The organism is Rhodococcus sp. KRD197 (assembly GCF_017168235.1).
Lineage (GTDB): Bacteria > Actinomycetota > Actinomycetes > Mycobacteriales > Mycobacteriaceae > Rhodococcoides.
The window spans coordinates 1-14,351 of the sequence record NZ_JABFAO010000006.1; the positions used below are offsets into that span (position 1 = coordinate 1).

The 14,351-nt window shown below is 63.9% G+C and carries 12 protein-coding genes and 1 tRNA gene; 3 read left to right on the top strand and 10 right to left on the bottom strand.

What is annotated here, in order from left to right:
• The 3 genes from J1M86_RS12400 to J1M86_RS12410 form a co-directional block, all read right to left on the bottom strand.
• Window positions 1–749, bottom strand: a 749-nt coding sequence (locus tag J1M86_RS12400) for a DUF222 domain-containing protein (protein ID WP_307786623.1), incomplete at its 3' end; no start/stop codon positions are given.
• Between the two features lie 93 nt (window positions 750–842).
• Window positions 843–1,244, bottom strand: a complete 402-nt coding sequence (locus J1M86_RS12405; RefSeq protein WP_075837314.1) for a hypothetical protein — start codon at window positions 1,242–1,244, stop codon at window positions 843–845.
• The gene (locus J1M86_RS12410) at window positions 1,241–2,362 is read right to left on the bottom strand and encodes an AI-2E family transporter (RefSeq protein ID WP_206510113.1); all 1,122 of its coding nucleotides are present in this window, start codon (window positions 2,360–2,362) and stop codon (window positions 1,241–1,243) included. Before J1M86_RS12410 ends, J1M86_RS12405 begins: the two co-directional genes overlap by 4 nt.
• 208 nt (window positions 2,363–2,570) lie before the next feature.
• On the opposite strand from J1M86_RS12410, the gene J1M86_RS12415 reads away from it, so the two are divergent.
• Complete coding sequence (locus J1M86_RS12415) at window positions 2,571–3,545, top strand: DUF389 domain-containing protein (RefSeq protein ID WP_075837312.1); 975 nt, start codon at window positions 2,571–2,573, stop codon at window positions 3,543–3,545.
• A 28-nt stretch (window positions 3,546–3,573) separates the two neighbouring features.
• Here J1M86_RS12415 and J1M86_RS12420 read toward each other — a convergent pair whose 3' ends face one another.
• Entirely contained in the window at window positions 3,574–3,882 is a 309-nt protein-coding gene (locus tag J1M86_RS12420; RefSeq protein ID WP_075837311.1) for an SHOCT domain-containing protein, read from the bottom strand.
• A 12-nt stretch (window positions 3,883–3,894) separates the two neighbouring features.
• The gene (locus tag J1M86_RS12425) at window positions 3,895–4,326 is read right to left on the bottom strand and encodes a DUF6325 family protein (RefSeq protein ID WP_075837310.1); all 432 of its coding nucleotides are present in this window, start codon (window positions 4,324–4,326) and stop codon (window positions 3,895–3,897) included.
• An 86-nt stretch (window positions 4,327–4,412) separates the two neighbouring features.
• On the opposite strand from J1M86_RS12425, the gene J1M86_RS12430 reads away from it, so the two are divergent.
• Together J1M86_RS12430 and J1M86_RS12435 are read left to right on the top strand one after the other, a co-directional pair.
• On the top strand, window positions 4,413–5,075 hold the full coding sequence (locus J1M86_RS12430) for a GAP family protein (protein WP_075837309.1): 663 nt from the start codon (window positions 4,413–4,415) through the stop codon (window positions 5,073–5,075).
• Window positions 5,076–5,258: 183 nt separating this feature from the next.
• Window positions 5,259–7,625 carry an arylsulfatase gene (locus tag J1M86_RS12435; protein ID WP_075837308.1) on the top strand — a complete coding sequence of 789 codons (2,367 nt, stop codon included), beginning with the start codon at window positions 5,259–5,261 and terminating at the stop codon, window positions 7,623–7,625.
• 24 nt (window positions 7,626–7,649) lie between these two features.
• Here the strand turns inward: J1M86_RS12435 and J1M86_RS12440 are convergent, their stop codons facing one another.
• The 5 genes from J1M86_RS12440 to J1M86_RS12460 all read right to left on the bottom strand — a co-directional run bounded on the left by J1M86_RS12440 (window position 7,650) and on the right by J1M86_RS12460 (window position 14,138).
• Window positions 7,650–8,942: a sodium:proton antiporter gene (locus J1M86_RS12440; protein WP_206510114.1), complete on the bottom strand. Its 1,293-nt coding sequence runs from the start codon at window positions 8,940–8,942 to the stop codon at window positions 7,650–7,652.
• A 493-nt stretch (window positions 8,943–9,435) separates the two neighbouring features.
• Window positions 9,436–9,508, bottom strand: a tRNA-Arg gene (locus tag J1M86_RS12445).
• 34 nt (window positions 9,509–9,542) lie between these two features.
• A complete protein-coding gene (locus J1M86_RS12450; RefSeq protein ID WP_206510115.1) occupies window positions 9,543–12,005 on the bottom strand; it encodes an FtsX-like permease family protein in 2,463 nt (820 codons plus the stop codon).
• The gene (locus tag J1M86_RS12455) at window positions 12,002–12,700 is read right to left on the bottom strand and encodes an ABC transporter ATP-binding protein (RefSeq protein ID WP_206510239.1); all 699 of its coding nucleotides are present in this window, start codon (window positions 12,698–12,700) and stop codon (window positions 12,002–12,004) included. Before J1M86_RS12455 ends, J1M86_RS12450 begins: the two co-directional genes overlap by 4 nt.
• A gap of 208 nt (window positions 12,701–12,908) precedes the next feature.
• The gene (locus J1M86_RS12460; protein ID WP_075837306.1) at window positions 12,909–14,138 is read right to left on the bottom strand and encodes a CdaR family transcriptional regulator; all 1,230 of its coding nucleotides are present in this window, start codon (window positions 14,136–14,138) and stop codon (window positions 12,909–12,911) included.
• Between the last annotated feature and the right edge of the window lie 213 nt (window positions 14,139–14,351).

A 14,351-nucleotide genomic window follows, 5' to 3' on the forward strand; every position in this document is an offset into this window, starting at 1 on the left:
GATCTAACCTTAGGAGTCGATCTTCTCTCCAGGGCCATACAGTGATCACCCACCAGCGGCTCGGTGATCAGCTTTCTCCGACTAACTTCGCTACTCTCGGAGACTCGCCGATCAAGTCCCATTAGGGTCGTGAAGGAGCACATGGAATCGGGTGCCGGCCTGGTGCTGGTGCGTCGGTTCGAGTACGCCTTGGCTCGGCGTTTGACCTGTGAGGCAGCGTCGAGTTGGTTGGCGAGCGACCGGGCGCGGCCCTCGATTTTCCTGTCACCGGCGCCGGCGAGTGTGGCGGGATCGGCACACAGGCGCTCGTCGATGGTGCCTCGATCCTCGGCCGTCAGACATGCCGTTTCACGGACGAGAATCATGGCGCGCCATTCGTTGAGGTCCCCGGCGCGCAGCCGGGCCATCGTGTGTGGCATCTCGTGAACGAGTGCCCGCGCGAGACCGAGATGTGTGCCACCTCGGTGGGGAGATTCGCGTCGTGCAAGCCCGATCTGCGAGGCAATGCCTCTGCGCCACTGAGGCTTCGGCTTGCCGCGCTCTTTTCGCTCGTTGCTGATCGTTATCGCAACAGCGTCCGTGACCACGGCCTGAGCTGCGACGCACGCGCACTTCGCCGTTTCGAGCGCCGAAATGATGTCGATGCCGGTGGCCGCGTCGACATCGAACTGAGCCCGTTGCACACGCGCGACGAAGACAAGCACGTCCTGTGCCGTCAAAGCGATGTCCGATGCCAGATTCGTAACCACAAGCCCCCCATGTGAGTCGAACGTATGTTCGAGTATAGGGCAGCGTAAGCGTTCGAACAAGCCTTTTCTGCGCGCGTACGAGCCGTCGATGGATCAGGCTCGATTGGGATGCCAGGACGAGATGGCCCAGATGACGATGACGTTCAAGACGATGAGGATGATCGACCACCACGGGTAGTACGGCAGCGATAGGAAGTTCGCGATGAGCGAGAGGGCCGCCAGTGACAATGCGACGACTCGGGCCCAGGTCGCGGTCATCATCATGCCGATCGCGACTGCTACTGCGAGCACGCCGAGGACGATATAGATCCAACCCCATGTGGTGAGGTCCAACTTGTAGATGTAGTCACCCGGCGTCACGAATATTTCGTCTTTGGAGACGCCGGCGATACCGCGCAGGATGCTCAGCATGCCTGCCACAAGTAGCAGGATCGCTGCGAACATGGTGATGCCTGCGGCAAAGCCCTGGCGGACTGGATGCGACGTGGTTGTCATGGTGTGTCCTTTTCGTCGGTGTCGGTATCTGACTGGGATGGGTCTTTCTCGGGAAGTGGGCCGCCGATCAGCACATCGACCCAACGTGTCGATGGGTCGATATCCAACAGCAGGGCCTTGACGAACAGGGTCAGCGGAATAGCGAGAATGGCACCGAGGCCGCCGAGGACCCAAGTCCAGAAGACCAGCGACAAGAAGGTGATGGTGACGCTCAATCCGACTGCGTCACCGACGATTTTCGGTTGGATGATCGACTGGATGACGAAGTTGATCACGCTGTAGACGACGATCACCCACACCATCAGCATCGGTCCGCTGTCGAGCAGCGCCATCAGCGCGGGCGGGATCACGCCGATGACGAAGCCGATATTGGGGATGTAGTTGGTGACGAACGCCAGTAACGCCCACAACACCGGCAGCGGAACGCCCATCAGCCACAGCGCGCCGCCGTCGATAACTGCGACGATCGCACCGAACACCGTGGAGACCACCAGGTACTTGCGGGTGCCATGGGCGAAATTGGCCAGCGCCTGGACGGCGGCGGGGCGGTGTGACGCGACCACGGCCAGTCGCTCACGGATACTCATCCCGTCGACCGCCATGAACAGCAGGAGGACGACGACGAAGGCGAGGTTGGAGAACAAATCGACGACTCCGCCGAGTAGCGTCTCGAGCAGTCCGACGGCTCTGCTGACGTCGATGCCCTGCAGTGCCCTGTTGATCTGGTCGATGCTGACGCCCGAGTATGCGAGCCAGCCGCGCGCGTGGTCGAGCAGTTCCTCGAGCTGGTCGGAGTAGACCGGTAGCTGTGAAGCCAGTTGCGCAACCGACAGGGCCAGCGCGCCGACGAGTGCCACGAGGATGAGCATTACCGCGCTGAAGGCAGCGAGCATGCCCAGCCAACCTGGCCAGCCGCGTTTGCGCGCCCAATCCTGGATCGGCTGCACGGTCACGGTCAGTATCAAGGCCAGGAAAGTCGGCCCGATGACACTGGAAAATAGAGTGATGCCGGCAACGGTGACAACCACGGCGGCGAGCGACAACAGCACGACAAGGCCGCGGGGAATCGCCCAATCTTGCCCGACTGGCCCTGCTGTTGCTGGGCTCGGTGCCCGCATCGCTGCTCCTTGGTCGAGGGATTGCCCCGTGCGAGTTGACGATAAGGACTACCGGCGACCGACCGGATCCCCCGATACGGGTGAACTCGAGCGGCAAGTCTGTTGGGACTCATCCCATTGGGATGATGCGCAAGGACAGTGATGTCGCCGACGATGATCGACAGGATGTCGGACGGATGGTGGATAGGCGAGGTTCGAAAGGATCGCGATGCTGGAACATCTGGTGCCGACCGATCAGCGTCGAACGTTGGACGAGCTGACCGACAAACTCGATCTGTCGGTCGGCCAGGTCACCGCGAAGCGGTCGGCGTTCTGGATCATGTTGGTGCTGTCCGGTGTCATCGCAATCTCCGGTGTCATCGGTGATTCCTCTGCCACGGTGATCGGCGCAATGATCGTGGCGCCGTTGTCGACGCCGATCCTCGGCGTCGCGCTGGGCGTGGTGACCGGCCGTTCCTCGCTGATAGGCCGCAGTCTGTTGCTGGTGACGGGCGGCGTTGTGGTGGTCGTCGTGCTGGGGTTCCTTTTTGCGCAACTGCTGCCGAATCCGGGCAACGTCTTGTCCAATGCACAGGTCCTCGGTCGCACGTCGCCGACGCTGATGGACCTGACCGCCGCGCTGGCCACCGGCCTGGTCGCGGCAGTTGCGGTCACCCGACGTGACGTCGGTGACGTGCTCCCCGGCGTCGCGATCGCGATCTCGCTGGTGCCGCCGCTGGGAGTGGTCGGCGTCTGCCTCGGCTCAGAGGTTCCCTCTCTCGCGTTCGGCGCATTCGTCCTGTTCGCTTCGAACGTGCTCGCCATGATCATCATGGTGACGACGGTGTTGCTCATCGCTGGCTACGCGAGCGACGCTGACGCCTCGACTGCTCGGCGCGGCCGCGCCTACCTCGTGCTCGGCGCGGCGATGGTGCTCGTCGTGGTGCCGTTGGTGATCAACTCGCTCTCGAGCCTGTGGGCCGGGCAGATCGCCGATGCGGCCCGCGACTGGCTCCGCGACGAGCCGGGTGCACAGGTCGTCGACGTCACCTTGCACGGCGATACCGCTACGGTCGCTGTGCTCGGGCCCGACCCACTACCCTCAGTGCAGCAATTGCAAAGCAGCGTCGACGATCTCATGCCGTGGAACCCGAACATCGTCATCGTCCACACCGTCGGAGCCCGACTGCAACAGGAGCGATGACCACCGCGGGTGATCCCGTTCGACCACCTCAGCCGAGTAGCTTGGCCTTCGCAGCGGCGAACTCCGCGTCCGACAGCGCTCCCGACTGATGTAATTCGCTCAGCTTCGTCAATTCGGCGACTACATCGTTGCCACCGGAGGGCTGCTGAGGAGGTGGGGGAGGGGGAGTGTAGACAGGCGCCTGCTGTTCAGCTTGGGGCTGCTGTTCGGCCGCCTTTCTGCGCGCACGGTTGTTGACGGCATTGGAGGTGGCGGTCGCCGTTCCCGCGACGACCGCGGTCCGTGCCACAGTGCCCAGCAATCCCGGTCGCCCGCCACGGCCCATCCGTAGTGGCATGTCGTTTCCTCTCTAGGTTTTGCTCGCTGCGGCCACAGCGGCCTCGACGGCGTCGCGCGGCACCCGAACATGCAGGGTCACTACACCTTTCGCTTCACGCACCGCCGCGGCCAACTTGTTGGCCCAGCTCTGTTCGAAGACCAGCACCACCGTCGTTGTCTCCGGTTCCATCGATGCTCTGACCATGTCGAGGTCGGTGTCGCTGACCAGGTCGATGTCTGCGGCGGTGAGTCCGGTCAGACCCACCGTCTCGAGGTCGTCGTCGATCTCACGTTCGGTGATCGCCCCGGATGTGTCCATCGACAGCACTATCAGGTCGAGTAGCGTCACTCGGCCGTCGCTGACCACCTCGGTGAGCGCGTCGGTGATCGCCGCGTCGATCGAGTTGCCGGGAAAGGTGAGTACGAGGAATTCGACCGGTCCCAGAACTGGTGTTGATCCCATGGGTGACATGGTGCGCCGAACCCGGGCCGCGCGCTTCACCCGTACGAGGTGAATCGCGACCTCCGGGCGGCGCCTAGCCTCGTGGAATGCGCTCTGTCATCGGCGACCTGCTTCCGCTGGCTATCGGTGTGGCACTGTCGCCGGTCCCGATCATCGCCGCGATTCTGATGATCATGTCCAAGAATGCCGGCGGTGCGGCGAAAGGGTTCGTGGTCGGGTGGGTCGCGGGAATTCTGATCGTCACCACAGTGGTGACCCTTCTCGCGGGCTCACTGAGCGATTCTGGCGACGAAGACCCCGCGGCGTCGTCGACGTCGTGGGTCAAGATCGTGCTCGGTCTCGCGCTGGTGGCGCTGGCCGGGCGGCAGTGGCGGGCGCGCTCGGACACCTCGGCTCCGGGCTGGATGCAGGCGATCGACACTCTCACCGTGGTCAAGGCGACCGGGCTCGGCGCACTGCTGTCGGGGGTGAATCCGAAGAACCTTCTGCTGTGTGCGTCGGCCGGAGTCGTGATCGGTGCCGGGGGTCTGAGCACGGGTGGTTCGGTCACCGCGATTCTCGTGTTCACCCTGCTGGCCTCGACGACGGTTCTCGCGGTGGTGATCGGCTACCTGGTCGCCGCCGACCGGCTACGGCCAGTGCTGACCAGCCTGCGGGATTGGTTGCAGGCCAACACCCATGCGGTGATGGCGATCGTGCTGGTGGTGATGGGTTCCGTAGTAGTCGGCAGGGGAATCGGGGGTCTGTAGTCGAAATGAGTCCGTCGAGTTCACCCGCATCGGGTGATCCGTTATACGCGGGCGGGGCCCTATGTTCGATCGAGCCGTCGTATACGCGGGCTGTCCACGGTGTCCGCTGCTGAGTCTCAGGTACCACCACATCGCGGTCGGGTTGGACCCACGGACCCGACTGGGAAGCACTAGGAGTCGACCATGGCAGAGAAGTCGAGCGTTGAACGAGGAAGCCTCCCGATACCCGATCGCCAATACCTGGGTTTGGTGACCTACGACGCCAAGGATCCCGACACGACCTTTCCGCCTATCGAGCCGCTGTTGCCGCCGGAAGGTGCACCGAATGTGCTGGTGATCCTGCTTGACGATGTTGGCTATGGCGCCAGCAGCGCCTTCGGCGGGCCCGTGGCGACACCGACCGCCGAACGGCTGCAGGGCGGTGGGCTTACTTACAACCGCTTCCACACGACAGCGCTGTGTGCCCCGACCCGCGCGGCCCTGCTCAGCGGCCGTAACCATCATTCGGTCGGTATGGGGATGATCACCGAGACGGCGACGGCTGCACCTGGTTCGTCGGGGCTGCGACCGAACACCAAGGCCGCGCTACCGATGACGTTGAAGCTCAACGGGTACGCGACCGCCCAGTTCGGCAAATGCCACGAGGTGCCTCCATGGCAGACGTCACCGGTAGGGCCCTTCGACTCGTGGCCGACCGGCGGCGGCGGTTTCGAGTACTTCTACGGCTTCATCGGCGGCGAGAACAACCAGTACTATCCCGCCCTCTACGAGGGAATCGCTCCGGTGGAAGCCGATAGGACGCCGGAAGAGGGCTACCACCTCACCGAGGATCTCGCCGATCGCGCCATCGACTGGGTGCGCACCCAGAAAGCGCTGGCCCCGGAGAAGCCGTTCTTCGTCTACTTCGCTCCCGGTGCCACTCACGCGCCACACCACGTACCTCCCGAGTGGGCCGACAAGTATGCGGGCAAGTTCGCCGATGGCTGGGATGCCCAGCGCGAAGCGATCATTGCCCGGCAGAAGGAACTTGGGGTGGTGCCGGCTGATGCCGAGTTGACGCTCCGACCAGATGTGATTCCGTCGTGGGATGAGATGAGCGACGAGCTCAAACCTGTACTGGAACGGCAGATGGAGGTCTACGCTGGATTTCTCGAGCACACCGACTTCCACGTCGGACGTCTCATTGATGCAGTGGAATCCATTGGTGCACTCGATAACACGTTGATCTACTACATCATCGGCGACAACGGCGCTTCGGCGGAAGGCACCGTCAACGGCGCCTTCAACGAAATGGCCAACTTCAACGGGCTCGCTGCCATCGAGACGCCGGAGTTCATGGCAGAAGTCAAGAACAAGCTCGGCGGCATCGACGCCTACAACCACTATTCGGTGGGTTGGGCATGGGCTATGTGCACACCCTTCCAGTGGACCAAACAGGTGGCTTCACACTGGGGTGGCACCCGCAACGGCACCATCGTGCACTGGCCCGAGGGCATCAGTAGCAAAGGCGAGATCCGCTCTCAGTTCACCCATGTGATCGACGTGGCACCCACGATTCTCGAAGCCGCCGGTATTCCGGCGCCGACGTTCGTCATGGGTGTTCAGCAATCGCCGATCGAGGGCACGAGTATGACCTACACGTTCGACTCCGCCGACGCTCCTGAACGGCATGACCTGCAGTACTTCGAGATGGCAGGCAATCGGGGCATCTACTTTCGGGGTTGGAGCGCAGTTACCCGGCACAGCACGCCATGGCTGCCCAACGAAGTGCTCCCGGCCCTCGACGATGATGTATGGGAGCTCTACGACGGGCACACCGATTGGACCCAGGCGAGGGATCTGGCAGCCGAATTCCCGGACAAACTCGCTGTCCTACAGCGATTATGGCTGATCGAGGCCGTCAAATTCAATGTTCTGCCGATCGATGACCGCCGGTTCGAACGGTTGAACCCGACCATCGCCGGACGCCCGCAGCTGATCAAGGGCACCAAACAAGTGCTGTTTCCCGGGATGAAGCGGCTCAGCGAGCACAGCGTCATCGATATCAAGAACAGGTCCTTCAGCGTGACCGCCTCGATCGACGTACCTCACGAACACACCACCAATGGCGTGATCATCGCCCAGGGCGGCCGATTCGGTGGCTGGGCACTGTATTTCAAAGACGGATACGCGGCATTCGTCTACAACCTTCTCGGCATGACCGAGTTCACCACCACCGCAACCGAAGCTATCCCTGCGGGCAGCCACCAGGTTCGCGCTGAGTTCGCCTATGACGGAGGTGGGCTGGCCAAGGGTGGCGACGTGACTCTGTTCTATGACGGTGATCCGGTCGGTGCAGGCCGGATCGAACAGACTCAACCGCTGATCTTCTCGGCCGACGAGACAACCGATATCGGCGAGGACTACGGCCTGCCCGTCAGTGCCGCCTACAGCGGCATCAGCAAATTCACCGGTCGTATCGACGTGGTCCAAATCGACGTCGGCGATGACGATCACTCCCATCTCATCGACCCCGCGGAGGTTGCCAGGGTCGCGATTTCGCGGCAGTAGCCCGATCGATGTCGCCCGATACCGCTATCCCTTTCGACGCTCGGCGTGCAGTTCGATCCTTCTTCGCGAGTGCGGCGCCACCTCCAAGTTTTCGGGTGCGCCCTCGGGAAGGGTTGCCGCCCAACGGCCGTACCGGGCGGCCAGTGGCGAGGCGCTGAATCCGTGCGCCACGATGGACAGCAGCACTGTCACCGAGGCGACGTCCATCAGGTGATCGGTGACCGCGGTCGAGCCCAGTTCCTCGAGTGCGACGAGCGCGAAGATCACGGTGGCCAGCCCGCGCGGGCCGAACCACCCGACGAACAACACCGTCGGTAGTCTCGAGCCTCGGCCGGCCATTGCCACGGCGACGGGAACCATCCGGACCACGGTCAACGCCCCGAGCGCGATCACGAATGTGCGGAAAGTAGCGTCGGCGAGTGCCGGTCTCACCAGTGCGGCGCCGAAAGCGATCCACACCAGGTAGGACGCGAGAAGCCCGGTGGTTTCGGTGAACTCGGTCTGTGCGCGCAATTCGGCGTTCGCGATGTAGCCGAAGATCATACCGCCGACGAAGGCTGCGACGAATCCGTTCCCCTCGATCGCGACGGCCGCGAAATAGCAGAGCAGCGCCAGCGCGAAGACGGCGACCTGTTCGGAAAGTCGTGATGTCCAATCGTGGCTGCGGCACCACCGCACCACCGCGCCGCCGCCGCCACCGACGGCGACCGCGACCGCGAGGGCGATCGACAGAGACCGAATGGAGTCGATCACCCAGTTCTGATCTCCCAGCTGTCCCGCTTCGGAGGCAACAACCACAATGAGCACGGTCACCACAGGGGTGGACAGACCGTCGTTGAGGCCGCTTTCCACATTCAGTAACCGGCGCACCCGGGACGGTACCCGGGTGTCGGTGAAGACGGTGGCACCCAGCGCAGCGTCCGTCGGGGCGAGCAGTGCCGCGATCAATGCGGCTGCCGCCCAGCCGTGTTCGGGAAACATCCAGTACGCGAGCAGGGTCCCCGAGGCAATGGTGAGCGGCATCCCGATCAGAAGCAGACGCAAGGCGGGGCCGCGATCGACGCCGACTTGTCGCATATGCAGGTGTGAGGCGTCGGAGAAGAGCACCAAGACCAGGGTGACCTCCGCGATGGGGAGCAGCCAGTGGACGTCCGGGGTCAGCGGGACGAGTCCGAAACCGGTGTCGCCGGCGAGCACACCGACCGCCACGAACACCATCGGCGCGGTGACGTTCGACCGAGCCAACCGGGTTGCCGTGATCGAGTAGACGAGCACCGCGCCCAGCACCAACAGGAGGATCGCCGTCTGATCGTCCATCGCTCCTCGTCTCGGCGGCGCCGTCGCCATTCGCCCTCATACGCACCGTAGACGGCGCGGACTTGCCAGTCCTCATCCGTTACGGGCGACCACTCGGCTACGTCGCGCAACAGTACGGCCTGAGTTCTCCGAAGTTGTCGATTTCGGATCTGGATTCGGTGGGCGCCGGATTCCATGATCCGGGGCATTGCTGTTGCTACGGGCGTAGCTTGGCAGCATGGACGACGCGGAGGGTTCGACACCGGAAGCTGCGAACGACCCTAGGACGCGCTGGCGAAGGCTACCGGATCCCGTGCTGCCGGACTCGGCGATGCAAGACACAGGCGCGCCCTCGTCCTCGTGGGATCGTGAACCGCAATTCGATCCCATTACCGGGTTGATGCGCAATTTCGATTGAGTGCGTCAGACGTTGCCCTTCAGCCAGCGCAGCACGTAGAACTCTACGAATGGCACGGTGATCTTCCCGAAACCAGCCCATTCGCTGGTCAGAGCGTGCCCTCGGCAGGATTCGAACCTGCGACCTACCCTTTAGGAGAGGGTTGCTCTATCCCCTGAGCTACGAAGGCGAGTTGTGCACGTGCGAGTGTACCGGCTGTGCTTTCAGTCGGCGGCAATCGCGTCGACGATGGTCGAACGTGCAGCGTGGAGCGCTGGTGCGGCGGATCCGACGAGTGCGAGGGCGAGGGCGACCAGTCCGTAGAGCAGGATCGACGGACTGGGGTCGAATGCAATGGCGATCCCGGTGCTTGCTCCGAGGATGAGCGTGCTGAGGTATTGCAGGGCTGCGCCGATGACGAGGCCCAGTATCCCGCCGACGATGCCGACGGCGATGGCCTCGCTGAGGATGGTTCGGCTCAGGGTTCCGCGCCTGGCCCCCATGGCGCGCAGCACGCCGAGTTCTCGCCGACGTTCGAGGACCGACAACGTCAAGGTGTTCAGCAGTGCGACGGCGGCGACGAGTGAGACGATCCACTGCAGGGCCACAGCCAGCGACCCGGCCTGCGCGATCGACCCGCTCGCACCGTCCAGAGCTTGCTGCCCCGAGCGCACGTACACCTCCGGCGGAAGCGTGTCGTCGAGTTCGGACTGCACGGCGGCAGCGTCGCCGTCGGTGGCTAGTTCGAGGTAGGTGGCACCGGGCCGGTCGTACCACTGCTGCATCGATTCGAGCGAGATGGCCATGGTGCCGCCGGCTGCATTGAGGTAGTCGACCACCTGCAGCACCTCGACGCGTTTCGTCCCCGTCGGGGTGGGTAGATCGATGAAGCTGCCTACCGACAAGCCCAGGGCGGCACCGAGATTGCGGGAGACCGCGATGCCGTCACCGCGGAGCACGGCAGCTTTCACATTGTCGTCGAGGACGGCGAGAGTCACCGCATTGCTACCTTCGGCGACGCCCTGGATCGCGACGAGCTCATCGCCGAGCGTCGTGTAGGCCCACTGCCCCTCGACCACACCGGACACCCCGGGTGTACGTCGAACCTGTTCCAGCACTTCCGGACTCAGGGTTGCCCCGGCGGGGACGGCGTTGCTGGAGGTCAACGAAACGTAGATGTCGGTGCGGCCCAGTGAGGACAGAGAATCGGTCGCCGAGGCCGTGAGGTTGTCCAGCGCACCGGACACCCCGACGCTGACTCCGACGGCCACCACGATCGTCATCACCGTCGCCCAAATTCTTCCGGGCGCACGCTCGATGGTTGCGGTGGCGAGTCGTCCGGCCCCGCCCCAACGTTTCGGCAGCACAGCGACGGAGTCGACGATCATCGAGGTCCCGCCGATGCACAACGCGACCACTCCCAGCAGGAACAGTGCACCCGCCGCGAGGCTCGCCTGGCCCTCGATGGTCGCCGCGAGTACGACGGCACCGACGATCGCCACGATTCCGACGAGCGTCGCTGGCACCGTCAGAGCACGTTTGGGCCGGGCGTTCGTCTCCGAGCCGCCGACCGCCAGGGCTTCGACGGGGGAGATGCGGTACACCTGTACGGCCGCGAGTGCGGAGGCCGCGACGCATGCCAGTACGCACAGAACGATGGCCGTCGGGATGGCATAGGAAGGCAGCACGTACTCGATGCGAGCGTCGAAAGATTCGAGCAGAAAGGGCGGGAGGCTGTCGATCGCGATGCGCCCCATGGCAATGCCGAGCGGCGCCCCGATGGCCCCACCGATCAGTCCGACGAGTGCAGCCTCGGCCAGCAGATCGCGGACGATTGTTCCGCGTCGACCACCGATGGACCGCAGCACCGAAATGATCGGCCTGCGTTTGGCAATGGCCATGTTCATCACGTTGAACACCAGGAACCCGGCGACGACGAACGCGATGAGCGAGACCATCAGCGTGGCGTTGCGGGTGAGGCTGACGGCGACGTCGGCACGGTCGGCCCGGAAATCGGGATTCATGACGGCGACCCGTCCGGCCACGGCTGCAGTGACCGCATCCTTCGCGTCGCCGACGACGAAGATCGAATCGAGCTGTCCCGCTCTGTCGGTGATCGCCTGTGCCAGCGGCAGCGGGGCGACGATGAAGTTGCCGCCACCGATGCGTTCCGCTCCCGGGCCGCTCACCACCCCGGCGACGGTGACCGTGCGGTTCCCGGCGTCCAGCTCGGCTCCCTCGGTGAGCCCGGTCGCGGGACCGGCGAGCACGGTGTCGGGTTGCGCGAGGTCGGTGACGGACCCCGAGATGGCGCCCTGCAGATCGGAATCGAGCGCAGTGATGGAGGCGTCGACGCCGAGAACGGTGAGTCTTCCGAGATCGGTGATGATGTCGCTGCGCAGTAGCGGACCAGCGGCGTCGACCCCGGGCACGCCACGGACGATGTCGAGTTCGGTTGCCGCGAAACCACTGTCGGTGACGCCGACGATCTCGATGTCGGCATTGCCGGCAATGGTCACCGCGAGTCGCTCGACCGATCCGGTGAGTGAACCGTACGTACCGAGCACCGCGACCAGCAGGGCCGCCGCCACGGCCACCACTGCGGACGAGACGAGCGAGCGTACCCAGTGAGCCCGCAGATCCCGCAACCCGAGAACGCGAAAGCGACTGAGCGCGGTGCGTATCAACTCTGCGACCCGGACAGCACGTCGGTGTCTATGCGGCCATCCTGCATGCTGACGATTCGATCGGTGCTGCGGGCGGCGTCGAGGTCGTGCGTCGCCATGACGACGGCGCGTTGGTCCCCGGCTGCGTGCGCGATATCGGCGAGGATGTCGAGGACGGTGTGCGAGGTCTTGGAGTCGAGGTTGCCGGTCGGCTCGTCGGCGATGAGCAGTGCCGGGTCCATGATCAGCGCTCGCGCGATCGCGATGCGCTGAATCTGTCCGCCGGACAGCTGCGCGGGCCGGTGCTCAGAACGGTGCGCGAGGCCGACCATGTCGAGCAGGCGCATCGCGTCGGACTTGGCTTTGGACATCGGGGTTCCGTCGAGCAGTTTGGGAACGGCGACATTCTCCCAGGCGGACATCGTCGGCAGCAGATTGAAGAATTGGAACACGAAGCCGACTTCGTGACGGCGGAAGTCGGACTGTTCGTTGTCGGTCAGGTGGGTGATGTCCACACCGTTGAACTCGATGGTCCCCGAATCCGGTACGTCGAGCGCGCCGAGCATGTGCAGCAGCGTGCTCTTGCCCGCCCCGGACGGTGCGACGAGCGAGACGAACTGACCTCCCGAGATGGTGAGGTCCACGCCGTCGAGTGCTCGAACCGGCTGATCACCGGTGTGGTACTCCTTGACGACACCAGTCAGATTCAACGACAGAGCTGCCATGGAATGTGGCTCCAGTTCATAGAGAGAACCGCCCACACAGAATGTGGGCGGTTCTCGTAGCGACAGTGTCCGCCAGTGCGCCTCTCGGCAAGTGGCCGCTCGCAGCGGCAGATGTGTTGGTACCCGGGGCATGGATCGAACACTGTCGATAGGTGTAACCGCCTGCCCCGGCGATTGTATTCCCTACCCGTGTATCCCCTTATGCCACGCCCTGCGCCTCGAGCCTCCGTGCCACGAGCGCGGCCTGGAGATGCCGGATGCCCGACGGTCTCGTCGGATCGAAGCCGGTGAGCTGGGCGATGCGCTTGAGGCGGTAGTCGACGGTGTTGGTGTGCAGGTGCAGCTGCCTGGCCGAACGCTGACGGTTGAGGTCGTGGGAGATGTGGATTTCGAGTGTTTCCAACAGCTCGGGCGAGGCGTCGAGCGGCTCGAGAATCTGACGAAGGTGACGGCGGCCAGGCCCCGGACGCGTCAGCTGATACTCGAGTACGAGGTCGTCCATGCGGTAGAGCCCGGCCGGGCGGTGCAGCTGATGCGCCAGCGAGAGTAGCTCGTGGACCTGGTCCGCAGTGGTGGGAATGTCCGCGATGTCGGCCTGCTCGGCGGTGACGGTCAGCGGGACCTCGGCGGCGGTGGTGAGGCGGTGCACGAGCGCCTCGATCCACTCCTCGTCGTGGACGCCTGGGATGAGCACGGTGCCACCCTCGGTGCTGAGCATCGACAGCGGTGAACGGCCGCAGACCGTCGCAAGTTCGGCCTGCACGCGACGAAGCTTGCGGCGGGCCGCGACAGTGCTCTGAATCGCTGGGTCGTTCTCGTCAGGGTGCGAGGGCACCGACAGCGCCAGCACCAGATAGCTGTCCGAGAGCTCGATTCCGGATTGCCGCGCGACCGACACTGCGTTGTGTCCGCTGAGGAGCGCGGAGACCAAAGTGTGTGCCGCAGTGTGATGCTCGCTTGCCACGGCTTGGAGTTCTTCGACGTAGCTCTTCGATGCTGCGATCGAGACCTTCTCCGACAACAGCACGAACATCCGGGCGGCTTCGATCAGGTCGTTGGTGTCGCCTGCGCCGGCCCGCTTCGACACGAGATTCCAGCCGATCTGGATGCCCTCGTGGTAGACGGTGAGCACCGATTCGAGGGGGACTCCCTCGCGTGCCCACTGGCTGGCCTTGGCGCGCAGCTCGGCCAGGTCGCTCTCGTTCGGAGCGCGACGCTCGTCCAGCATCTGGACGGCGATGCTGATGCACTTGACGGTGAACTCGGTGACGTCGCCGTGCAGCTGCTCGCCGGGTAGAGATCCACACGGAGTGTTGGCAGCGAAATGGCCCACCAGCAACCGTGCCACGGCGCGAAAGTCGCGAAGTGGAGCGGACGCAGGCTGGCCAGCAACCATGATTCCGAGGCTCGCGGTGTTGTGAACGCTCACAGATCAGCCCTTCGTGTAAGAACTTCGGCTCCGGCGAGGAAACAAGTTACTGATGCGTATTGTTGCGGATCCTCGTACATCTGCGAGGAAAACCGAGCGAAAATACCAGTTTAAAATACTTCAAGTTTGTTTCACGCCCTCTAACGAACTCGATCATAGGGTGTTATCAACGCGTTATCCAGGTTTTGGCGCAATCAGATTGTGAAGCCTCTC

Coding starts and splice junctions, on each gene's coding strand:
- J1M86_RS12405 (WP_075837314.1), bottom strand. CDS start 1,244: ATGACAACCACGTCGCATCCAGTCCGCCAGGGCTTTGCCGCAGGCATC.
- J1M86_RS12410 (WP_206510113.1), bottom strand. CDS start 2,362: ATGCGGGCACCGAGCCCAGCAACAGCAGGGCCAGTCGGGCAAGATTGG.
- J1M86_RS12415 (WP_075837312.1), top strand. CDS start 2,571: ATGCTGGAACATCTGGTGCCGACCGATCAGCGTCGAACGTTGGACGAG.
- J1M86_RS12420 (WP_075837311.1), bottom strand. CDS start 3,882: ATGCCACTACGGATGGGCCGTGGCGGGCGACCGGGATTGCTGGGCACT.
- J1M86_RS12425 (WP_075837310.1), bottom strand. CDS start 4,326: ATGGGATCAACACCAGTTCTGGGACCGGTCGAATTCCTCGTACTCACC.
- J1M86_RS12430 (WP_075837309.1), top strand. CDS start 4,413: ATGCGCTCTGTCATCGGCGACCTGCTTCCGCTGGCTATCGGTGTGGCA.
- J1M86_RS12435 (WP_075837308.1), top strand. CDS start 5,259: ATGGCAGAGAAGTCGAGCGTTGAACGAGGAAGCCTCCCGATACCCGAT.
- J1M86_RS12440 (WP_206510114.1), bottom strand. CDS start 8,942: ATGGACGATCAGACGGCGATCCTCCTGTTGGTGCTGGGCGCGGTGCTC.